Source organism: Candidatus Liberibacter africanus PTSAPSY (assembly GCF_001021085.1).
Classification (GTDB): Bacteria; Pseudomonadota; Alphaproteobacteria; order Rhizobiales; family Rhizobiaceae; genus Liberibacter; species Liberibacter africanus.
Genome location: NZ_CP004021.1, coordinates 190,432 through 210,971 on the forward strand (window position 1 = coordinate 190,432; position 20,540 = coordinate 210,971).

A 20,540-nucleotide genomic window follows, 5' to 3' on the forward strand; every position below is an offset into this window, starting at 1 on the left:
AGCCCTTCCCTACTTCTTCTTGCCTTCTTTACGCACAATGACTTCATCACTATACCTTATTCCCTTACCCTTATAAGGCTCAGCACTGCGATAAGAGCGAATTTCAGCAGCGGTGTGCCCAACCTTCTGCTTGTCTATACCAGAAACTATAATCTCAGTTGGCCTAGATACAGAAATAGAAATCCCTTCCATGGGAGAATACAGGACATCATGAGAGAAACCCAAACTCATTTTTAAATTTTTCCCATCCATGAAAGCACGACATCCAACGCCATTAATTTCAAGTTTTCGTTCATAGCCGTTTATTACTCCATGTAATAAATTACTAATCATAGTACGCGACATACCCCATGCAGAACGAGCTTTTTTTGAATCATTAACAGCACTGACTGATAATACACCTTCTTTTAAAGCCACATTTACATCATCACTTACAACAAAGGATAACTGCCCCTTTGGACCTTTAACCTTTATTTCACGATCTTCAACTGCGACATCTACATTCGAAGGAACTTGAACAATCTTTTTACCAATTCGAGACATTGCACAAACTCCAACCATAAAAATACGAAATAAGAATTGACCTTAAAACACAGAGCACAAGACTTCTCCCCCTACTCTACACTCCCGAGCTTGATGATCCGCCATTACTCCCTTTGAAGTCGTAACAATCATTATACCTAACCCATTATAAACCTGAGGAATATCTTTAAAAGAAGAATATAAACGCCGTCCTGGCTTAGACACACAATCAATCTTACGTATCACAGAAACACCATTATGATATTTCAAGTCAACTTTCAATTGAATCATTCCTTTTCCAATATGAACTTTATGATATTCTACAATGTAACCTTCTTCTTTCAACACATCTAAAACGCTGGCATGCAATTTAGAAAAAGGGATGACAACAGATGGTTTCCGCCGAAGATTCGCATTACGAATACGGGTTAACATATCTCCTAGACAGCTCATACTACTTATATTCCCTACCAACTTGACTTAATAATACCTGGAATCTTACCAAAACTCCCCAATTCACGCAAGGCTAGGCGAGATAAGCGAAAATCTCGATAAACACCCCGAGAGCGCCCTGAAATCTCACAACGATTGCGAATTCGCACCTTAGAACCATCGCGAGGGAGAGAACACAATTGAAGCATCGCATTGAATCTTTCTTCTAACGTCACCGACTTATCCATTACTATTTTTTTCAAAGCAATCCTTTTAGAAGATTGTTGAGAAACAATTCTCAAACGACGTTTATTTCTTTCAACTGCACTGACTTTTGCCATCTATTAACAATCCTTTTAAATTATTTTAGAAACGGAAAACCAAACAGAGTTAATAAATGTTTGGCCTCCTTATCAATCTCAGTAGTAGTACAAATAGATATATCCATACCTAAAATACAATCAACTTTATCATAATCTATCTCCGGGAAAACAATATGCTCTTTTATACCAAAAGAATAATTCCCACGCCCATCAAAACTTTTATGATTCAATCCGTGAAAATCACGAATACGCGGCATACTGATATTAATCAAACGATCTAGAAAATCATACATATTTCTACCACGTAAAGTTACTTTAGCACCTATTGGCATGCCTGCCCTTAATTTAAATCCAGCAATAGAATGTCGCGCACGAGTGATAACAGGTTTTTGACCTGTAATTAAGGCAAGATCAGAGGAAGCCAATTCTGATTTCTTAGAATCAGCAACAGCTTCGCCTATTCCCATATTTACCACCACTTTTTCAATCTTGGGAATCTGCATCACATTTTTATAAGAGAACTCTTTCTGCATCTCTTCACGAATACGCTGACAATATTCCGTCTTTAAACGCGGCTCATAACTACAATCAATCATAGAATAGGCTCCCCAGAACGTTTTGCCACACGAATCTTCTTACCATCAACAAAAGAAAAACCAACTCTTACTGGTTTACCGTCCTTATCAATTAAAGACAAATTGGAAAGATGAATAGATGCTTCTTTGGAAATAATCCCAGCTTCCTTATTAGGGGTTTGACGCTGATGACACTTTACAATATTCACCCCTTGCACAAAAGCACGCTTAGACTTACGCACAACACCTATAACAGCACCAATTTTACCCTTATCTTTTCCAGACAAAACCAAAACACGATCACCTTCACGAATCTTCTCCATTGCCATAATCCCTTATACAACTTCTGCCGCTAAAGAAAGAATTTTCAAATGACCTTTCATACGCAATTCACGCGGCACAGGGCCAAAAACACGGCTAGCTAGCAAATCTTTTTTATTATCTATGAGAACAGCGGCATTATTATCAAAACGAATTACACTCCCATCAGGACGACGAATTCCATAACTTACTCGAACAATAACAGCCTTCTGAACGCTACCTTTTTTTATCTTACTACGAGGAATAACATCTTTAACTGCTACAACGATCGTATCACCAATAGAAGCACATTTACGCTTTGAACCACCTAAAACTTTAATACACTCAACCCAACGCGCACCAGAATTATCAGCAACTGAAAGATTTGTCTGCATTTGAATCATCGCTGAAACACCTTTTTTACTAAAAATAAACGATCTATTATATAAGAATCACAACAATTTATAAATATATACCCAAAAATCAGAACAATCTAAACCGATACATTATCAGAATAAATTGCCGACCAACTTTTCCTCTTGGAAAAAGGAGGACTTTCTTCTATAGAAACAAAATCCCCAACTTTAAATCTATTCTCTTCATCATGAACAGCATATTTCTTGGAGCGACGAATAGTTTTCTGATGCCGAGGGTGAGAAAAAAGCCTCTCAACTAAAACAATTATAGTCTTTTCAGACTTATCACTTACAACCATCCCCTGCAAAACCCGCTTCGGCATTTCTATCCCCTTAAGAATTTTTCTCACAAAGTTTACTATTTATCATAGTTTTAACACGCGCAATATCACGACCTATCACTCTTTTACGAAAAGGCTTTTCAAGTTGTCCTAAAGCCTTTTGAAAACGGAGAGACATCTGATCTTTTTTTAACTCAATCAACTTCTCTTCTAACTGAACAATACTCATGACAGAAATATCTTTAGACTTTAACATTTTATCCTCATTCCACAATCCGCCGTATGAATTTCGTTACAATAGATAACTTAGCCGCCCCAAGACGCAATGCCTCTCTAGCAGTTTCCTCGCTCACACCATCAACCTCAAACAAAATACGCCCAGGCTTTACACGACAAAACCACTCTTCAACATTACCTTTTCCCTTTCCCATACGAACTTCTGTAGGCTTAGAAGTTACAGGAACATCCGGGAAAACACATATCCAAATACGACCAGCACGCTTCATACTACGACTAATAGCACGGCGCGCAGCCTCAATTTCCCTTGACCCAACCCTATTAGGCTGTTGAGCTTTAAGGGCAAAATTACCAAAAGATATTTGAGACCCTCCTTTTGCCACACCCTTAATCCGCCCTTTAAACTGCTTAGGATATTTAGTGTTCTTCGGCTGACACAACATACTCTATATTCTCCACAAACCACAACACATAATCATATCAAAGAAAAATATCGCTACCCATCTTTTTCTGCAGGACGACGTGCACTGTCCAAATCAGAAGGCTCACGCAAAGAAACATATACTTTAACACCACATGTCCCATATGCAGTATCAGCGACAGCCGCCCCATAATCAATATGAGCACGAAGAGTTTGAAGAGGAACCCTTCCTTCTAGATACCATTCAGTACGAGAAAGCTCTAAACCATTCAAACGTCCTGAACAAATAATCTTTATCCCTTCAACTCCAAAACGCATAGCAGATTGAACAGCACGTTTCATAGCACGACGAAAAACAACACGCTTTTCTAACTGTTGAGCAACAGATTGAGCTATTAAAGACGCATTAATCTCTGGTTTAGAAACCTCATTAACACTCAAATAAATTTCAGAAGCCGTCATCTGAGCAAGTTTTTTACGCACTTTCTCTATATCAGTACCCTTTTTACCAATAATCAAGCCTGGCCGAGAAGAATAAACAGTTATACGACACTTTTTATGAGTTCTCTCTATCAAAATCTTAGCAATACCCGCATGCTTTAAATTACTTTGTAAATATTTACGTATCTCCAAATCTTCATGTAAAAAATTTCCGTACTCAGAACCTTGCGCAAACCAACGACTACTCCAAGTACAATTCACACCAAGTCGAAACAATATAGGGTTAATTTTTTGCCCCATTATAAAACCTTTCCTTCATCTGGAACTTCACGAACTACAACAGTCAAACGAGAAAAAGGCCTAACTATACGACCAATACGCTGACGACCACGACAATGAAACCGCTTCATAGAAACAGACTTACCTACATATGCCTCCGACACTATAAGACGATCCACATCAAGATCATGGTTATTTTCCGCATTCGCAACTGCAGAACGAAGAGTTTTCTTAACATCACTAGCAATTCTCTTTCGCGAAAACTCAAGATCCGCTAGAGCATCAGAAACTTTCCTTCCTCTTATCATAGCAGCAACAAGATTTAATTTTTGAGGACTAATTCGGAGCATGCTTGCGATAGCATTAGCTTCATTATCTCCTACTCGACGCTTTGACACACTCCCCCTACTACTCATAAGCTACTTCCTTTTAGTCTTTTTATCACTACCATGCCCTTGACAATAACGAGTTGGAGAAAAATCACCAAATTTAAATCCAACCATTTCTTCACTAACTACCACAGGTATATGCTTACGACCATTGTGCACACCAAACGTCAAACCAATGAACTGCGGCATAATATCACAATTACGACACCATATCCGTATAACATCACGACGACCAGAATCACGAGCTTTCGCTACCTTTTTAAGAAGAGATTTGGTAACAAAAGGACCCTTCCAAATTGAACGCGCCACTATAAATACTCCCTATTTCTTACTCTTATGACGAGAACGAGCTATAAAAACATCTGTTGACTTATTCGATCGTGTTCTCTTTCCTTTCGTAAGCTTACCCCAAGGACTACAAGGATTACGACCCCCAGATGTCTTACCTTCACCACCACCAAGAGGGTGATCTATAGGATTCATAGCTACCCCTCGAACATGCGAACGAAAACCTAACCAACGAGAACGCCCCGCTTTAGAATGACTAATATTAGAATGATCTTGATTTGAAACCGCACCTATAGAAGCCATGCAAGATGAATGAACAAAACGCATCTCACCAGAAGAAAGACGGAGAAGAGCTTGGCTACGATCTCTCTCAACAAGACGAGCATACGAACCCGCAGAACGAGACAATTGCCCCCCTTTCCCAGGCTTCATTTCAACGTTGTGTACTATAGAACCAACAGGAATAAATCGCAATGGCATAGCATTCCCAGGCTTAATATCAACAGCACTATCTGAAGAAATAACTTTATCCCCTACCGACAAACGTTGCGGAGCTAATATATAGGCCAAAGATCCATTCGAATATGAAACAAGAGCGATAAACGCCGTTCTATTAGGATCATATTCTAAACGCCTTACAACTCCTTCAACACCATATTCATTACGTTTGAAATCCACAAGACGATAGCGATTCTTATGCCCTCCTCCACGAAAACGCACGGTGACGCGACCAGTATTATTTCGCCCCCCCTTAGAACACAATCCCTTTGTTAAAGTCTTAATAGGCTTCCCCGAATGCAAGGAACTCCGATTTACAATAACGAGTTGACGCCTACCCGATGTATCAGGATTAAAACTTTTTAACGCCATAATACAATCTCCCTAAAACAAATATCTCTAAATACCAACCGAAACATCAATAGAATGTCCTTTAGCCAACGTTACAAAAGCCCTCTTAATATCTTTACGAGATACATATATATCGCGAGAAGATCTAACACGACTACGAGCAGCAGAAACCCTACTCAAACGCTTTACCTTCCCTTTTCGAATAAGAGTATTTACGGAAATTACCTTAACATTAAATAGCGCTTCAACAGCAGATTTAATTTCAGATTTGGATGAATCCTTCCTAACATTAAAAACAAACTGATTTTTTTCAGATAGTAAAGTAGATTTTTCCGCTATAACAGGAGATATAATAGTATCATAAAATCGAATATCGGTCATTTAAAACGATCCTCCAAAGCCTCAACAGCAGACTTAGAAAGAACCAACTTAGAACAATGCAAAATATCATAAACATTAATCCCCTGAATAGGAAGGAGATTAATATTTGGAATATTACGAGCAGCAAGTTGAAAATTTCTATCTAACTGAACACCATCAACAATAAGCGCATTTGACAAACCAAGAGCTTGAAGACGTATTGCCAAATTTTTGGTTTTGCACTCTTTAACAACCAAACTATCAATTACAACAATATCATTGGAAAGAAATTTGTCTGACAAAGCATGACGCAAAGCAAGAGCACGTACCTTTTTAGGCAATGCATGAGCACCGACAACAGGAAGAGGACCAAAAGCCTTCCCACCACCACGAAACTGAGGAGCGGACTTGGAACTATGCCTTGCCCTACCTGTTCCCTTTTGCGTATACATTTTAGAACCCGTATATGCAATTTCAGAACGCCCTTTTGACTTAGAACACCCAATTCTTTTACGCCAAAATTGCCACCGAAGAACTCTAGCCAAAATACCTTGGCGAGGCTTTAAAGAAAAAATCCCTTCAGAAACAGAAATAAAACCCTTATCTTCTCCCTCAAGATTCCTGACACTTAGCTCTATCACGAAACTTTCCCCTTACAATCCATCGTACTTTTAAAAGAATCTCGCACAATAATCCAAGAATTATTCTTTGCACCAGGAACACAACCTTTAACAAAGATCAATCCCTTCTCATCATCAACCAACACAACCTCTAAATTCTTGGTGGTAACACGATTTCCACCCATATGACCTGCCATTTTTTTATTCTTAAAAACACGACCAGGATCTTGACGACATCCCGTAGAACCATGCGAACGGTGAGATATAGAAACCCCGTGCGTAGCACGAAGACCGCCAAAATTATGCCTTTTCATGGCACCGGCAAACCCTTTTCCAATAGTAACACCCGCAACATCTACTAACTGACCAACATTAAAATAACTTGGAGAAAAAACAGTGCCAATTGGCAAAAAATCATCATCTTTCTGAATACGAAATTCAAACAATTTCTTTTTAGGCGGCACCTTAACAGAGGAGAAAAAACCTCGCATAGGCTTAGAAACGTTTTTAACTTTTGCGTCTCCTGCACCAACTTGAACCGCCATATATCCGTTTTTTTCTAAAGTACGATGAACTACAACCTGACAATTATCCAAATGCAACATCGTCACGGGAAGACGATTACCCTCACTACTGTACACACAGGTCATGCCCAATTTTCGCGCAACAACACCCGAACGCATCAACTCATCCTCTCAAAAACTACAGTTTAATCACTACATTAACACCAGCAGCGATGTCTAACTTCATCAAAGCATCAACCGTCTGAGGAGTAGGCTTAATGATATAGAGCAAACGCTTGTATATACGCACTTCTAATTGATCTCGACTTTTTTTATCAACATGAGGAGATCGATTAACAGTAAATCTACGTATAGAACGAGGAAAAGGTATAGGACCCACAATCTGCGAACCAGATTTTTTAGTAGTTGACACAATCTCACGCACAGAAGAATCAAGTATCCACGAATCAAACGCTTTCAGGCATATGCAAATACGGATGTTCCGACTTGTCATTTATTTAACCCTCTTCTCATTTCACAACCCACCCCTTTTTTTCAAAACAATATTTAAAAGACACTTCTTCTCATTCACACGATCATATCATGCTATTCTATGATTTTAGTAATCATCCCAGCACCTATGGTCTTCCCTCCTTCACGAATAGAAAAACGTTGGTCTTTTTCCATCGCAATCGGACTGATAAGCTCTATCTCTAAATCAACCCTATCTCCAGGCATCACAGCTTTCACATCAGAAGGAAGAGTTACTTTACCAGTAACGTCAGCTGTATCCATGAAAAACTGAGGACGATAATTATTTAAAAAACCTGTATGACGACCACCTTCTTCTTTCGTCAACACATAAACATTGGCCATAAACTTACGATAATCTTTAATAGAACCAGGAGCACAAACAACCCTACCCCTAGGAACATCCGCTCTATTCACTCCTCGAAGAAGCAAGCCAACATTATCTCCAGCTATAGCTTTGTCTAGTTTGCGACGAAACATTTCTATGTCTGTACACTTGACCTTAAGGTTTTTGCCACCCATACCAAGTATTTCAACATCACTCCCTGCTGTAAGCTGACCACGCTTAACTCGACCAGTCACAACAGTACCGCGACCTTCAACCGTACAAGAACTCTCTATATGCATCAAAAAAGGACTGTCTAAAGAACGAGATGGGGTAGGAATATAAGAATCAATCGCCTGCATCAAAGCATGAATAGAATCTTCCCCCATATCTTTCTCCTTACCCTGCAACGCACAGTCAGCAGAACCCCTAATAATAGGCACTTCGTCACCAGGATAACCATGGCATTTTAAAAGAGTACGAATCTCGTCTTCAACAAGCTCCAATAACTCCTCATCCCTAATCACATCGATCTTATTCAGATAAACAACCAAAGATGAAATACCTATCTGACGAGCTAAAAGAATATGCTCCTTCGTCTGAGGCATAGGACCGTCATCTGCAGAACATACAAGAATAGCACCATCAGCTTGCGCCGCACCAGTAATCATATTCTTCACATAATCAGCGTGTCCAGGACAATCAATGTGGCTATAAAAACGATTCTCAGTCCTATAGTGTACATGCGCAGTAGAAATAGTAATGCCTCGAACCCGCTCTTCCGGCGCACTGTCAATATCGCCGTAGCCCTTCTTCTCATCACTATAGTACTTCGTAATAGCCGCGGTTAGCGTCGTCTTACCATGATCAACGTGACCTATAGTACTAAGACCAAGACTCTCTTTGTCTCGAACAAAATGTTTATCTGACATCAAACAAATTCCCTTTATTTCAACACATCTTCAATAAATATAAAGCCACAAAACAAGATTTTCTCAGAAAAGCATTTGTTTACAGCAAATCATATCGATTTTGCAACAGAATATTTCTCCTGTATCTCTTTAGAAACATGCGCAGGAACAGGAGCATAATGGTCAAAAACCATTGTATATTGCCCCCGACCCTGCGACATGGAACGCAATGAATCTACATATTTAAACATACAAGCCAGAGGCACATGAGCATCAATCACGACATATACAGAACGATTTTCTTGCCCCTGAATCTGCCCCCTTCGTGAACTCAAATCACCAATAACATCCCCAACATATTCCCCAGGAATAACAACCTCAACCTTCATAATCGGTTCCAATAATTGCACACCCATTTTACTTGCCGCCTCTCTAAAACAAGCGCGCGCGGCAATCTCAAAGGCAAGGACAGAGGAATCAACATCATGATAAGAACCATCCAACAAGGTAACTTTCATTCCGAGCATAGGAAAGCCCGCCATTGGCCCAGAGGAAAGCATACTCTCGACACCCTTTCGAACACCAGGAATATACTCTTTCGGAATAGCCCCCCCTACAATTTTGGACACGAATATAAAATCATCCCCATCTGGATTAGGCTCAAATTCTATTTTAACTCTAGAAAACTGCCCTGCACCACCAGACTGCTTTTTATGAATATAGTCATGAACGCAAACCTTAGTAACCGATTCACGGTAAGAAACATAAGGAGCACCAACATTAGCATCCACCCTAAATTCACGTGACATCCTATCCACAATAATATCAAGATGCAATTCACCCATACCAGCTATAATAGTTTGACCAGAATCTGGATCTGATCGCACTTGCAAGGAAGGATCTTCTGCAGCAAGGCGACTTAAAGCCAAAGACATCCGTTCTTGATCACCCTTCGATTTAGGCTCAACAGCAACCTGTATAACAGGATCAGGAAAATCCATTCTCTCTAAAATAATAGGCTTAGAAGGATCACACAAAGTCTCCCCCGTCACTGTATCTTTCAGACCAGCAAGAGCAATAATATCTCCACAATAAGCTTCGTCAATATCTTCACGAGTATTAGAATGCATTTGCATCATACGACCAACTCGTTCCTTTTTACCCTTGATCGTATTTAATAAAGAATCCCCCTTGGAAACCTTTCCTGAATAAATCCGACAAAAAGTCAAAGAGCCAACAAAACTATCCGCCATTACTTTAAATGCCAGCATAGAAAGAGGTGCGGAATCTAATGCGGGAACATCAACTTCACTTTCACTCTTCACATCAATACCCTTAATTGCCCGCACATCAAGAGGAGAGGGCAAATAGTCAACAACAGCATCCAACAACGGCTGAACGCCTTTGTTCTTAAAAGAAGACCCACACAGAACAGGGAAAAACTTCACGGAAATAGTTCCCAAGCGAACCAAAGAACGTATCCTATCAGGAGTAAAACACTCACCCTTCAGGTAAGAATCCATCGCAGAATCATCCAATTCAACAATGGCCTCAATCATCTTCTCACGATAAGTATCAGCCAAATCTTTCATGTCTTCAGGTATTTCTACGACATCCCAACTTGCACCCAAATCCTCATTTTTCCATAAAAGAGCTTTCATTTCAATTAAGTCAATGACGCCTTGAAAATCACTTTCAGATCCGACAGGCAACTGCACCACCAAAGGATTCGCCCCAAGACGAGAAGAAATCATTTCAACAGAACGATAAAAGTCCGCGCCCATCTTATCCATTTTATTGCAAAATATCACGCGCGGAGTAGAATACTTGTTCGCCTGACGCCATACCGTTTCTGTTTGAGGTTCAACACCAGCATTAGCATCTAACAATGTTATCGCACCATCCGAAACACGAATAGAACGTTCTACTTCCATAGTAAAGTCAACGTGTCCAGGAGTATCAATAATTGTCAATTTTTTCTGAACACCATCACGTCCCTGCCAAAAAACTGTAGTAGATGCAGAAGTAATAGTAATACCACGCTCTTGTTCTTGCTCCATCCAGTCCATCGTAGCAGAACCATCATGCACTTCTCCGATCTTATGGGACTTCCCAGCATAGTATAATATACGCTCAGTAGTAGTCGTCTTCCCAGCATCTATATGTGCCATGATACCAAAATTACGACTGTCTTCTATTTTACACTTACGCGACATTTTTCTTGCACCCCTCGCAACAATTTACCAACGATAGTGCGAAAAAGCACGATTAGCATCAGCTACCTTATGCGTCTCTTCACGCTTTTTAACGGCAACCCCTCGATTGTTAGCTGCATCGATAATTTCTCCACCCAATCGATCTATCATAGTTGTTTCATTACGCTTACGTGCCGCCGTTATAATCCAACGAATTGCCAGAGCCTGACTACGCTTTGTCGTTATTTCTCCAGGAACACTATATGCAGCACCCCCTACACGACGAGTTCGCACTTCAACCTGCGGAGTAACATTACTCAAGGCCTGGCGAAACAGAGTAATTGGATCTTGCTTCTCTTTCTTTTCAATTAGATCAAATGCTCCGTAAACAATCTTTACTGCTACAGACTTTTTGCCAGCATACATAATAGCATTCATGAATTTAGCAACAATAGCATCAGAAAACTTTGGATCAGGCAATACTTCACGCACTACCGCTCTACGACGTCGGGACATAATAACTCTCTGTCTTTTACAATCTACTTACAACAAACACTCTAAAAAATACCAAAACTTTTATCAGAAAAACTAAACTACTTAGGACGCTCAGCCCCATATCGAGAACGAGCCTGCTTCCGATTCTTAACACCCTGTGCATCAAGAACCCCTCTAATCACCCGATATTTAACCCCAGGGAGATCTTTTACGCGACCACCACACAACATGACAACTGAGTGCTCCTGCAAATTATGACCTTCTCCAGGGACATATGCTATAACTTCAACATCACTTGTCAAACGTGCTTTAATAACTTTACGCAACGCAGAATTAGGCTTTTTAGGCGTCACTGTGTAAACACGAAGACACACCCCTCTCTTTTGAGGATTACCTCTAAGAGCAGTTACTTTAGCACGAACGCGAAAAGAGCCCTTGCGAGGTTTGCGTATAAGCTGATTAACAGTAGGCATTTATAGCACTCTCCATAAAAAAATCTTCATATCCCTCATTTTATAATCCAAAAATAAAACACAACTGCTACATATAAAACGCACCCGCTACTAGCACAATCAAAAACCATAGGAAAGCACATCAAAAAAGACGCGTTCACGAAAAACCATATTCCTGGGAATTATACCAGAAAAAGAACACAAAACCTAATCTTAGATACAGGCTCCCTTTGGTGGTAATATTTTCTTCTGCTCACGTCAAGATGAATCCATACAAAATCATCAAAAAACTAAAATCTCTTCAATATAGCAATAATATTTTCTCTTAATTTGCAATTTTTTTTGAAATAATATTAAAAAATAAATAACCATATTCCATGATATCCACCTCTATTTTTATGGAAAAGTGTATACTTCTTCCAAAATTTAGTTAGAAATTCCCATGTAAGGGAACCATTGTTTTACCATATAAACACCTCTATACTATGAAATCAAAAAAAAATTAATTGTAACAGATCTAATTTAATACGATTAAAATATATTGATGTAAGAATAAGGTCGTTTTATTTATGTGAAGTATGAATCGTGATCCTTGCTTTTTTTTTAAAAAAACTTTTTATTCATATACTAAGTAGTTATATGAAACCTTGTTTGTTAATACAATAATTGATGTCAAGGAATAAATGCTTGACTGTGATCTCTTTAATAATGAAAACCAAAATGAGAAGTTTTACTTGATATCCTATGACTGACAAAAAACAAAAAATTAACTTAATATTAATCCGAAACCTTGCACATGTCTTGAACGAAACTAACTTGACAGAAGTTGAGATAGATACCGATGGAATGCGCATTCGCCTTTTACGCTCTCCGCAAAAGGATGTCATAACAAATTGTTACTATGAAAACCATAAAATTAGCAATTCTTCGGTGGAAATTACAACATCCAGTGTAATGGAAGATCCTAGATGTGAATCAAAAACGGATCCTCTTCCCATCTCTGACAATTCACATACGGTAACATCTCCAATGGTGGGAACTGCATACTTAGCTAGTAGCCCAGGGAGCGATCCCTTCGTTAATAAAGGAAGCGCTGTACTGAAGGGACAAACCATTATCATTATTGAAGCCATGAAAACCATGAACCCTATTTTAGCACCATGCTCCGGTACAGTGATTGATATCAAGGTACAAGATGGGCAATTAGTCGAATATGGTGACGCACTATTAGTTTTAAAAAAGAAAGAAGACAATAAATGATTTCCAAAATTCTTATTGCTAACCGCGGAGAAATCGCCTTACGTATTTTACGTGCCTGCAAAGAATTAGGAATTGCCACAGTTGCAGTACATTCAACGGCAGATTCTGGCGCAATGCATGTACGCTTAGCAGATGAAAGCGTATGTATTGGCCCCCCTCCTTCGAAAGATAGCTATCTGAATATTCAACAAATAGTAGCTGCATGTGAAATAACAAATGCTGATGCCGTTCATCCTGGATACGGATTTCTGTCGGAAAATGCAAAATTTGCCGAGATATTAGAAGCTCATAATATTAAGTTCATTGGCCCTTCTTCAGAACATATAAGGATTATGGGCGATAAAATTACTGCTAAAGAAACTGCTCAAAAACTTGGGATTCCTGTAGTTCCTGGATCTGGAGCAGTGTCTACTGATAATGCTATGCCTATAGCTAAAAAAATAGGTTTTCCAGTGTTAATCAAGGCTTCCGCAGGCGGTGGAGGACGTGGTATGCGCATATCACACTCTGAAAAAGACCTTATGGAAGCAATTAATCAGGCACGCTCTGAAGCACTCCTCGCTTTTGGCAACGATGCAGTTTACATAGAAAAATATCTTTTAAATCCACGCCATATTGAAATACAAGTTTTTGGAGACGGTATGGGAAATGCTGTTCATTTTGGTGAACGCGATTGCTCCGTACAACGTCGAAATCAAAAAATATGGGAAGAAGCGCACTCTCCTGTAATAAGCGCACAAGATCGCGAAAAAATAGGAGAAATATGCGTAGAAGCAATGAAAAAAATTTCTTATCGTGGCGCGGGAACTATTGAATTTCTTTATGAAAACGGAAATTTCTACTTTATAGAAATGAATACACGATTACAAGTAGAGCACCCTATCACTGAAGCGATCACAGGTATAGATCTTGTGCATGAGCAAATATACGTGGCATTAGAAAATCGTTTGTCTATTCAACAAAAAGATATAACCTTCTCTGGCCATGCTATCGAATGTCGTATTAATGCTGAAGACCCTGAGACATTCGTCCCTAATCCAGGGAAAATAACTTATTATCATGCTCCTGGTGGCTTAGGGATCAGAATGGACTCCGCATCTTATCAGGGATACGTCATCCCTTCTTACTATGATAGCCTTATCGCTAAATTAATTGTCCATGGAAAAAACCGCAAAGAATGTATGATGCGTCTAAATCGTGCATTAAATGAGATTATTATCGATGGAATAAAAACAACTATACCGTTATTTCAAAAACTTATAAAAAATGATGATATCATAAAAGGTAATTATGATATCCATTGGTTAGAAAATAATTATTTAAAACAAAAATAATAGATGTCCATCCCCGAAATACCAACATTATGAATATAAGTCCAGATATTCTAATAAAAGCGTATTCTTCAGGAATATTTCCAATGGCAGATTCAGCTGATGGCCAGGATATTTCATGGATCAAACCTTTAAAAAGAGGTATAATTCCCCTCGAAAAATTTCATGTTCCAAAAAGCTTGAAAAAAATATATTCGAAGGGGATTATATGATATCCGCATTGACTCGGCATTCGAAAGTGTGATCTCTGCTTGCGCTCAAAAAACATCGGATCGCCCATCTACCTGGATTAATATGCAAATCCAAAATTCATATATTGATCTTTTCCATATGGGATATGCTCATACAATAGAAGCGTGGAAAGAAGAAGAATTGGTAGGAGGTCTATATGGAGTATCACTTGGAGCGGCATTTTTTGGAGAAAGTATGTTTTCTCGCATGGAGAATACGTCGAAAGTTTGTCTTGTTCATCTGGTTGAACATCTAAAAAAACGTAAGTTTTTATTATTAGATACACAGTTTATAACTAACCATTTACGACAATTTGGAGCTATAGAAATAAGCCACACTCAATACGAAAAACTACTCACCAACGCTCTGAAATATTCAACTATATCTTTTTATAATAATAATATGATTTATAATAATAATATCAATTTTTACATATAATTTCTTAGCAGAATTTTAATATCGATCAAAAAGTATTTTTGCGATTAATGTAAATCCTCAATACTTTCTAATGAGTTATCGATCTTTCATCTTTATTAACAACAATATCCCCTACGGATAAAGACAATGAGTTATCCCCGGAACTATCAATAGATTCTGGCATTCTCAACAATGCATGTTTGAGCACATCTTCCATAAAAGAAACAGATATGATTTCTAATCCGTTTTTAACATTTTCAGGAATTTCTATTAAATCTTTGACATTTTCTTCAGGAATAAGAACTTTTGTAATACCCGCCCTTAGAGCAGCGAGAAGCTTTTCTTTCAGGCCTCCTATTGGCAATATTCTTCCACGAAGCGTCAATTCACCCGTCATAGCAACATTTTTACAAACCGGGATAGAAGTCATCACAGATACTATTGAAGTAGCCATAGCAATTCCAGCAGATGGCCCATCTTTAGGCGTTGCACCTTCTGGAACATGAACATGTATATTGGCATCACTAAATGCCGAAGGAAGGATACCAAAAAACGCAGCTCTTGATTTAACATAAGAAGAAGCAGCTAAAATAGATTCTTTCATAATGTCTTTAAGATTACCTGTAATCGTAATTTTCCCTTTGCCGGGCATGATGATACATTCTATAGTCAATATCTCACCCCCTACTTCAGTCCACGCCAATCCTGTAACGATACCGACTTGATCTTCCCCTTCTATTTTACCGTACTTATAATGCGGAACTCCTAGGTAATCTTGCAAATTATTTTCATCGATCGAAATAATCTGTTCAACGCCTTTTACAATTTTTGTCACTGCTTTACGCGCTATTTTCATCAACTCACGTTCAAAACCACGAACCCCTGCTTCACGCGTAAAGAGTCGAATGATTTTTAACAATACATCATCACTGATATAAAATTCTTTCGACTTCAGAGCACTTGCTTTCAAAACTTTTTTAATAAGATAATTCTTAGCTATTTGTAATTTTTCTTCTTCAGTATAACCAGCAATACGAATAATTTCCATACGATCCATCAAAGGAAGGGGAATATTTAACGTATTCGCTGTCATAACAAACATAACATTGGACAAATCATATTCGACTTCCAAATAGTGATCAATAAATGAAGAATTCTGAGATGGATCTAAAACTTCTAATAATGCGGCAGATGGATCACCCCTTAGGTCTGATCCCATTTTATCCACCTCATCCAATAACAACAAAGGATTGCTGGTTTTAGCTTTTTTAAGTGACTGTATAATCCTACCAGGCATAGACCCTATGTAAGTTCTACGATGCCCTCTAATATCCGCCTCATCATAAACACCACCAAGAGACATCCGCACATACTGACGCCCTGTCGCTTTCGCAATAGACTGTGCTAGTGATGTTTTTCCAACACCTGGAGGACCTACAAAGCAGAGAATCAACCCTTTATTCTCGGCAGAACGAATCTGAATTGCTAAATACTCAATAATTCGTTCTTTAACCTTTGCAAGACCAAAATGATCTTGATCAAGGACATTAATAGAGAAATCAAGATCCTTTGTGGTCTTTGAATTTTTATACCACGGGACACCCAAAAGCCAATCTAAATAATTACGCACCACAGAGGATTCAGCAGAAAGAGGATTCATCTGTCGTAATTTACGTAATTCAGATAAAGCTTTTTCACGAGCTTCTTTTGAAAGTTTTGTTTTAGAAATACGCGATTCAAATTCGCTTATTTCATCACCACTTTCTTCACCATCATCAAGCTCTTTTTGAATTGCCTTCATTTGCTCATTCAAATAGTACTCACGCTGTGTTTTTTCCATCTGACGTTTTACTCGAGAGCGTATACGCTTCTCAACTTGCAAAATAGATATTTCACTTTCCATAAAAGCAAGCAAAATTTCAAAACGTTCTTTTATAGAAGAAACCTCTAATATCTTTTGTTTTTCAGTAACTTTAATTGATAAATTAGCGGCAATAACATCTGCTAATTTTGAAAAATCTTCAATTTGAGAAATTGTCCCTATAACTTCAGGAGAAATTTTTTTATTTAATTTTATATAATTAGCAAATTCCGAGGTAACAGAACGACTAAGAGCCTCAAGCTCAATTGCATCTTCGTTAGGATCTGGCAAAACATCAGTCGTAGCTTCTAAAAAGTCATCCCGATCTATACAGTCAACAATACGTGCTCGAACATTGCCCTCTACCAAAGTTTTTATAGTACCATCAGGCAATCTTAATACTTGTAATATATCAACTATAGTGCCAATTTTATAAATGGAAGAAGCCCCTGGATTTTCATCATTTGAGTCCAATTGAGCAACAAGAACAATTTTCTTATGTGAACTAACCGCCTCATCGAGAGCACGAACAGATTTATCTCGTCCCACGAACAATGGAACGATCATATAAGGAAAAACCACAATATCACGCAACGGCAAAAGTGGATAAACTACATTAGCATCTCCACGACGGTCATTAATATCGTCTTCACGCACAATACCTAACTTATTTTCACCGTTTTGACTCAAAACCACCCACCGAAATAAATAATTACGACTTATAATACACAGATTAGATATTTATAAAAATAATTTCAACATTTTATTATATAGATATCTCTACTTCCACTGACACTCAACACATCATCTCATTAGCATACACAAGATCCAAAAAATCTTAGTATCCATTTCAAAGAAAATTCTATTTATCAATGATACATAAATGATCAAGCTGAAACATTAGCCTTTTCATCTCTCCTATCAGCATATACATTGAGAGGACATGCCTTACCTTTTACAACATCTTCGGAAATAATCACGCTGCTCACTCCCTTCAGCATAGGTAATTCAAACATGGTATCAAGGAGTATTTTTTCTAATATAGAACGCAAACCACGAGCTCCTGTTTTGTGAACAATAGCACGCTTAGCAATCTCTCTCAACGCATCCTCATGGAAAACAAGCTCTACTTCCTCCATGCCAAAAAGACATTGATACTGCTTTATCAAAGCATTTTTAGGCTCAGAAAGAATTCTAACAAGAGAATCCTCATCAATATCTTCAAGAGTTGCCAACACAGGAAGACGCCCTATAAATTCCGGAATTAATCCAAATTTCACCAAATCTTCCGATTCAAGATTACGCAATACCTCTCCAACAGGACGATCATCTGAATCCTTAACAACAGCAGAGAATCCTATGGATGCTTTCTCTCCTCGAGCAGAAATAATCCGATCTAGTCCTGCGAATGCCCCACCACAAATGAACAAAATATTGGTTGTATCTACTTGTAAGAATTCTTGCTGAGGATGCTTCCTCCCTCCTTGTGGGGGAACAGAAGCAATAGTTCCTTCCATAATTTTCAAAAGAGCCTGCTGCACTCCTTCACCTGAAACATCTCGGGTAATGGAGGGATTATCAGATTTTCGAGATATTTTATCCACTTCATCAATATAGACTATACCACGCTGAGCACGTTCTACATTATAATCTGCCGCCTGCAACAACTTGAGAATAATATTTTCAACATCTTCACCGACATAACCAGCTTCAGTCAACGTTGTCGCATCAGCCATTGTGAAAGGAACATCGATAATACGCGCTAGAGTCTGAGCAAGATAAGTCTTACCACATCCCGTAGGACCAACTAAAAGAATATTAGATTTAGAAAGTTCTATATTACTATTTTTGGAAGAATGCGCTAAACGTTTATAGTGATTATGAACCGCAACTGACAAAACCTTTTTTGCCTGCTTTTGTCCAATAACATACTCATCTAAAACATTAAGTATTTCTTGTGGATTCGGAACACCTTCATGCGATTTTGCGATAGAAGACTTATTCTCTTCACGAATGATATCCATACATAATTCAACGCACTCGTCACATACAAATACCGTAGGACCTGCAATCAATTTTCGAACTTCGTGCTGACTTTTACCGCAAAAGGAACAATAAAGCGCGTTCTTTGAGACACTACCATTACTACCGGCTTTACTCATAGAATCCCTCCTTAATTAGCAAGATGCAAAAAATAAATAGCTTAAAAGACATCAACAATGATTTAATCAACTAAACACCACGCTTTTATTACCATAAAATCCATCCTTCGTAGTTAAAACATGCTTCCTCACATGTTTATGCACAATTTTAAATATCCATTAATGAATATCTGTCCCACACACAGTAAATAACTGATGCAGATTACGCTATACTGTCCTATGAAATATTTCCAACATCTTAAAATACAGATAAAATCCAATATTACTTTTTTTCTTCTTCAATATCAACTCGAGACACCAACACCTTATCAATCAACCCCCACTCATAAGCTTCATCAGAAGACATAAAGTAATCACGATCTAACGTCTTCTCAACCTCTTCATATGTTTTGTCACAATGTTTAACATATATGTTGTTCAAACGATGCTTGATTTTCATAATATCGCGAGCATGACGTTCAATGTCCGAAGCCTGACCAGAAAATCCTCCAGATGGCTGGTGTAACATAATGCGCGCATTAGGAAGTGAAAAACGCATACCCTTACTACCAGCGGCTAAAAGCAACGAACCCATCGAAGCTGCTTGACCTATACACAATGTTGATATGGGAGGCTTGATAAACTGCATAGTATCATAAATTGCCATTCCAGCCGTCACCACACCTCCTGGAGAATTAATATATAAAGATATTTCTTTTTGTGGATTTTCTGCCTCAAGAAACAAAAGCTGAGCACATACCAGTGTAGCCATATGATCTTCAATCTGACCAGTCACAAAAACAATCCGCTCTTTAAGTAGCCGAGAATAAATATCATAAGAACGCTCTCCCCTGTTAGTTTGCTCCACCACCATCGGAACAAGACTTAGAGATAAATCTTCTGAAACGTTCTGCTTATATTCCTTAATAAAATCCATATTCCCAATACTCCTAACCTATAATGAATATATATATGCAAAAATCCACTTTGCAACATCAAGAAATATGATCAATCTCTTCGAGATATCCCCATAATTTAAAATCCCAACGTCCCATACAAATCCCTATAAAAATGTTAATTCAACTTCGAAAAAACAAATATGCGAAACTTTATGTATCAATAACTATACCATGCTTATTAAAATATCATCCACA

26 protein-coding genes and 1 pseudogene are annotated in these 20,540 nt (G+C 38.3%); 3 read left to right on the forward strand and 24 right to left on the reverse strand.

Annotated features, from left to right (window positions below):
• Positions 1–9 precede the first annotated feature (9 nt).
• The 21 genes from rplF to rpsL form a co-directional block, all read right to left on the reverse strand.
• Positions 10–543, reverse strand: a complete 534-nt coding sequence (gene rplF, locus G293_RS00840) for a 50S ribosomal protein L6 (RefSeq protein WP_047263893.1) — start codon at positions 541–543, stop codon at positions 10–12.
• A gap of 42 nt (positions 544–585) precedes the next feature.
• Complete coding sequence (gene rpsH, locus G293_RS00845; protein WP_047263894.1) at positions 586–975, reverse strand: 30S ribosomal protein S8; 390 nt, start codon at positions 973–975, stop codon at positions 586–588.
• Between the two features lie 14 nt (positions 976–989).
• Positions 990–1,295: a 30S ribosomal protein S14 gene (gene rpsN, locus G293_RS00850; protein WP_047263895.1), complete on the reverse strand. Its 306-nt coding sequence runs from the start codon at positions 1,293–1,295 to the stop codon at positions 990–992.
• 20 nt (positions 1,296–1,315) lie between these two features.
• Positions 1,316–1,873: a 50S ribosomal protein L5 gene (gene rplE / locus G293_RS00855; protein ID WP_047263896.1), complete on the reverse strand. Its 558-nt coding sequence runs from the start codon at positions 1,871–1,873 to the stop codon at positions 1,316–1,318.
• Positions 1,870–2,175: a 50S ribosomal protein L24 gene (gene rplX / locus G293_RS00860; protein WP_047263897.1), complete on the reverse strand. Its 306-nt coding sequence runs from the start codon at positions 2,173–2,175 to the stop codon at positions 1,870–1,872. The genes rplE and rplX overlap by 4 nt, the downstream gene beginning before the upstream one ends.
• Positions 2,176–2,187: 12 nt before the next feature.
• Positions 2,188–2,556 carry a 50S ribosomal protein L14 gene (rplN, locus tag G293_RS00865; RefSeq protein ID WP_047263898.1) on the reverse strand — a complete coding sequence of 123 codons (369 nt, stop codon included), beginning with the start codon at positions 2,554–2,556 and terminating at the stop codon, positions 2,188–2,190.
• Positions 2,557–2,645: 89 nt separating this feature from the next.
• Complete coding sequence (gene rpsQ, locus G293_RS00870; protein WP_047263899.1) at positions 2,646–2,891, reverse strand: 30S ribosomal protein S17; 246 nt, start codon at positions 2,889–2,891, stop codon at positions 2,646–2,648.
• A gap of 10 nt (positions 2,892–2,901) precedes the next feature.
• Positions 2,902–3,105 (reverse strand): 50S ribosomal protein L29, encoded by a 204-nt coding sequence (gene rpmC / locus G293_RS00875; RefSeq protein WP_047263900.1) that lies wholly within the window; start codon positions 3,103–3,105, stop codon positions 2,902–2,904.
• A 7-nt stretch (positions 3,106–3,112) separates the two neighbouring features.
• A complete protein-coding gene (gene rplP, locus G293_RS00880) occupies positions 3,113–3,526 on the reverse strand; it encodes a 50S ribosomal protein L16 (protein ID WP_047264648.1) in 414 nt (137 codons plus the stop codon).
• A gap of 56 nt (positions 3,527–3,582) precedes the next feature.
• Positions 3,583–4,248, reverse strand: coding sequence for a 30S ribosomal protein S3 (gene rpsC, locus G293_RS00885; protein WP_047263901.1), 666 nt, complete (start codon positions 4,246–4,248; stop codon positions 3,583–3,585).
• Positions 4,248–4,643 carry a 50S ribosomal protein L22 gene (rplV, locus tag G293_RS00890; protein WP_047263902.1) on the reverse strand — a complete coding sequence of 132 codons (396 nt, stop codon included), beginning with the start codon at positions 4,641–4,643 and terminating at the stop codon, positions 4,248–4,250. Before rplV ends, rpsC begins: the two co-directional genes overlap by 1 nt.
• 3 nt (positions 4,644–4,646) lie before the next feature.
• Positions 4,647–4,925 (reverse strand): 30S ribosomal protein S19, encoded by a 279-nt coding sequence (gene rpsS, locus G293_RS00895; protein ID WP_047263903.1) that lies wholly within the window; start codon positions 4,923–4,925, stop codon positions 4,647–4,649.
• Between the two features lie 12 nt (positions 4,926–4,937).
• Positions 4,938–5,774, reverse strand: a complete 837-nt coding sequence (gene rplB / locus G293_RS00900; protein ID WP_047263904.1) for a 50S ribosomal protein L2 — start codon at positions 5,772–5,774, stop codon at positions 4,938–4,940.
• Between the two features lie 27 nt (positions 5,775–5,801).
• Positions 5,802–6,134 carry a 50S ribosomal protein L23 gene (rplW, locus tag G293_RS00905; RefSeq protein ID WP_047263905.1) on the reverse strand — a complete coding sequence of 111 codons (333 nt, stop codon included), beginning with the start codon at positions 6,132–6,134 and terminating at the stop codon, positions 5,802–5,804.
• The gene (gene rplD / locus G293_RS00910) at positions 6,131–6,751 is read right to left on the reverse strand and encodes a 50S ribosomal protein L4 (RefSeq protein ID WP_047264649.1); all 621 of its coding nucleotides are present in this window, start codon (positions 6,749–6,751) and stop codon (positions 6,131–6,133) included. Before rplD ends, rplW begins: the two co-directional genes overlap by 4 nt.
• Complete coding sequence (gene rplC / locus G293_RS00915) at positions 6,751–7,416, reverse strand: 50S ribosomal protein L3 (RefSeq protein ID WP_047263906.1); 666 nt, start codon at positions 7,414–7,416, stop codon at positions 6,751–6,753. The genes rplD and rplC overlap by 1 nt, the downstream gene beginning before the upstream one ends.
• A gap of 19 nt (positions 7,417–7,435) precedes the next feature.
• Positions 7,436–7,750, reverse strand: coding sequence for a 30S ribosomal protein S10 (rpsJ, locus tag G293_RS00920; RefSeq protein ID WP_047263907.1), 315 nt, complete (start codon positions 7,748–7,750; stop codon positions 7,436–7,438).
• A 92-nt stretch (positions 7,751–7,842) separates the two neighbouring features.
• A complete protein-coding gene (gene tuf / locus G293_RS00925) occupies positions 7,843–9,024 on the reverse strand; it encodes an elongation factor Tu (protein WP_047263908.1) in 1,182 nt (393 codons plus the stop codon).
• 89 nt (positions 9,025–9,113) lie between these two features.
• On the reverse strand, positions 9,114–11,219 hold the full coding sequence (gene fusA, locus G293_RS00930; RefSeq protein ID WP_047263909.1) for an elongation factor G: 2,106 nt from the start codon (positions 11,217–11,219) through the stop codon (positions 9,114–9,116).
• A gap of 24 nt (positions 11,220–11,243) precedes the next feature.
• Positions 11,244–11,714 carry a 30S ribosomal protein S7 gene (gene rpsG / locus G293_RS00935; RefSeq protein ID WP_047263910.1) on the reverse strand — a complete coding sequence of 157 codons (471 nt, stop codon included), beginning with the start codon at positions 11,712–11,714 and terminating at the stop codon, positions 11,244–11,246.
• Positions 11,715–11,791: 77 nt separating this feature from the next.
• Positions 11,792–12,166 carry a 30S ribosomal protein S12 gene (gene rpsL / locus G293_RS00940; RefSeq protein ID WP_047263911.1) on the reverse strand — a complete coding sequence of 125 codons (375 nt, stop codon included), beginning with the start codon at positions 12,164–12,166 and terminating at the stop codon, positions 11,792–11,794.
• A 795-nt stretch (positions 12,167–12,961) separates the two neighbouring features.
• On the opposite strand from rpsL, the gene G293_RS00945 reads away from it, so the two are divergent.
• The 3 genes and pseudogenes from G293_RS00945 to aat all read left to right on the forward strand — a co-directional run bounded on the left by G293_RS00945 (position 12,962) and on the right by aat (position 15,405).
• Complete coding sequence (locus tag G293_RS00945; RefSeq protein WP_244464418.1) at positions 12,962–13,405, forward strand: acetyl-CoA carboxylase biotin carboxyl carrier protein; 444 nt, start codon at positions 12,962–12,964, stop codon at positions 13,403–13,405.
• The gene (accC, locus tag G293_RS00950) at positions 13,402–14,739 is read left to right on the forward strand and encodes an acetyl-CoA carboxylase biotin carboxylase subunit (protein WP_047263913.1); all 1,338 of its coding nucleotides are present in this window, start codon (positions 13,402–13,404) and stop codon (positions 14,737–14,739) included. Before G293_RS00945 ends, accC begins: the two co-directional genes overlap by 4 nt.
• A gap of 29 nt (positions 14,740–14,768) precedes the next feature.
• Positions 14,769–15,405 (forward strand): annotated as a pseudogene (aat, locus tag G293_RS00955) (leucyl/phenylalanyl-tRNA--protein transferase).
• A gap of 67 nt (positions 15,406–15,472) precedes the next feature.
• Here the strand turns inward: aat and lon are convergent.
• The 3 genes from lon to clpP form a co-directional block, all read right to left on the reverse strand.
• Positions 15,473–17,887 carry an endopeptidase La gene (gene lon, locus G293_RS00960; protein WP_047264650.1) on the reverse strand — a complete coding sequence of 805 codons (2,415 nt, stop codon included), beginning with the start codon at positions 17,885–17,887 and terminating at the stop codon, positions 15,473–15,475.
• A gap of 245 nt (positions 17,888–18,132) precedes the next feature.
• Entirely contained in the window at positions 18,133–19,407 is a 1,275-nt protein-coding gene (clpX, locus tag G293_RS00965) for an ATP-dependent Clp protease ATP-binding subunit ClpX (RefSeq protein WP_047263914.1), read from the reverse strand.
• A 262-nt stretch (positions 19,408–19,669) separates the two neighbouring features.
• Entirely contained in the window at positions 19,670–20,323 is a 654-nt protein-coding gene (clpP, locus tag G293_RS00970; RefSeq protein ID WP_047263915.1) for an ATP-dependent Clp endopeptidase proteolytic subunit ClpP, read from the reverse strand.
• Positions 20,324–20,540: the final 217 nt, after the last annotated feature.

Bases quoted from the DNA above. Each gene is read 5' to 3' on its own strand.
- rplF (WP_047263893.1), bottom strand. From the start codon at position 543: ATGTCTCGAATTGGTAAAAAGATTGTTCAAGTTCCTTCGAATGTAGAT.
- rpsH (WP_047263894.1), bottom strand. From the start codon at position 975: ATGAGCTGTCTAGGAGATATGTTAACCCGTATTCGTAATGCGAATCTT.
- rpsN (WP_047263895.1), bottom strand. From the start codon at position 1,295: ATGGCAAAAGTCAGTGCAGTTGAAAGAAATAAACGTCGTTTGAGAATT.
- rplE (WP_047263896.1), bottom strand. From the start codon at position 1,873: ATGATTGATTGTAGTTATGAGCCGCGTTTAAAGACGGAATATTGTCAG.
- rplX (WP_047263897.1), bottom strand. From the start codon at position 2,175: ATGGAGAAGATTCGTGAAGGTGATCGTGTTTTGGTTTTGTCTGGAAAA.
- rplN (WP_047263898.1), bottom strand. From the start codon at position 2,556: ATGATTCAAATGCAGACAAATCTTTCAGTTGCTGATAATTCTGGTGCG.
- rpsQ (WP_047263899.1), bottom strand. From the start codon at position 2,891: ATGCCGAAGCGGGTTTTGCAGGGGATGGTTGTAAGTGATAAGTCTGAA.
- rpmC (WP_047263900.1), bottom strand. From the start codon at position 3,105: ATGTTAAAGTCTAAAGATATTTCTGTCATGAGTATTGTTCAGTTAGAA.
- rpsC (WP_047263901.1), bottom strand. From the start codon at position 4,248: ATGGGGCAAAAAATTAACCCTATATTGTTTCGACTTGGTGTGAATTGT.
- rplV (WP_047263902.1), bottom strand. From the start codon at position 4,643: ATGAGTAGTAGGGGGAGTGTGTCAAAGCGTCGAGTAGGAGATAATGAA.
- rplB (WP_047263904.1), bottom strand. From the start codon at position 5,774: ATGGCGTTAAAAAGTTTTAATCCTGATACATCGGGTAGGCGTCAACTC.
- rplW (WP_047263905.1), bottom strand. From the start codon at position 6,134: ATGACCGATATTCGATTTTATGATACTATTATATCTCCTGTTATAGCG.
- rplC (WP_047263906.1), bottom strand. From the start codon at position 7,416: ATGCGTTCGGGTGTTGTTGCGCGAAAATTGGGCATGACCTGTGTGTAC.
- rpsJ (WP_047263907.1), bottom strand. From the start codon at position 7,750: ATGACAAGTCGGAACATCCGTATTTGCATATGCCTGAAAGCGTTTGAT.
- tuf (WP_047263908.1), bottom strand. From the start codon at position 9,024: ATGTCAGATAAACATTTTGTTCGAGACAAAGAGAGTCTTGGTCTTAGT.
- fusA (WP_047263909.1), bottom strand. From the start codon at position 11,219: ATGTCGCGTAAGTGTAAAATAGAAGACAGTCGTAATTTTGGTATCATG.
- rpsG (WP_047263910.1), bottom strand. From the start codon at position 11,714: ATGTCCCGACGTCGTAGAGCGGTAGTGCGTGAAGTATTGCCTGATCCA.
- rpsL (WP_047263911.1), bottom strand. From the start codon at position 12,166: ATGCCTACTGTTAATCAGCTTATACGCAAACCTCGCAAGGGCTCTTTT.
- accC (WP_047263913.1), top strand. From the start codon at position 13,402: ATGATTTCCAAAATTCTTATTGCTAACCGCGGAGAAATCGCCTTACGT.
- clpX (WP_047263914.1), bottom strand. From the start codon at position 19,407: ATGAGTAAAGCCGGTAGTAATGGTAGTGTCTCAAAGAACGCGCTTTAT.
- clpP (WP_047263915.1), bottom strand. From the start codon at position 20,323: ATGGATTTTATTAAGGAATATAAGCAGAACGTTTCAGAAGATTTATCT.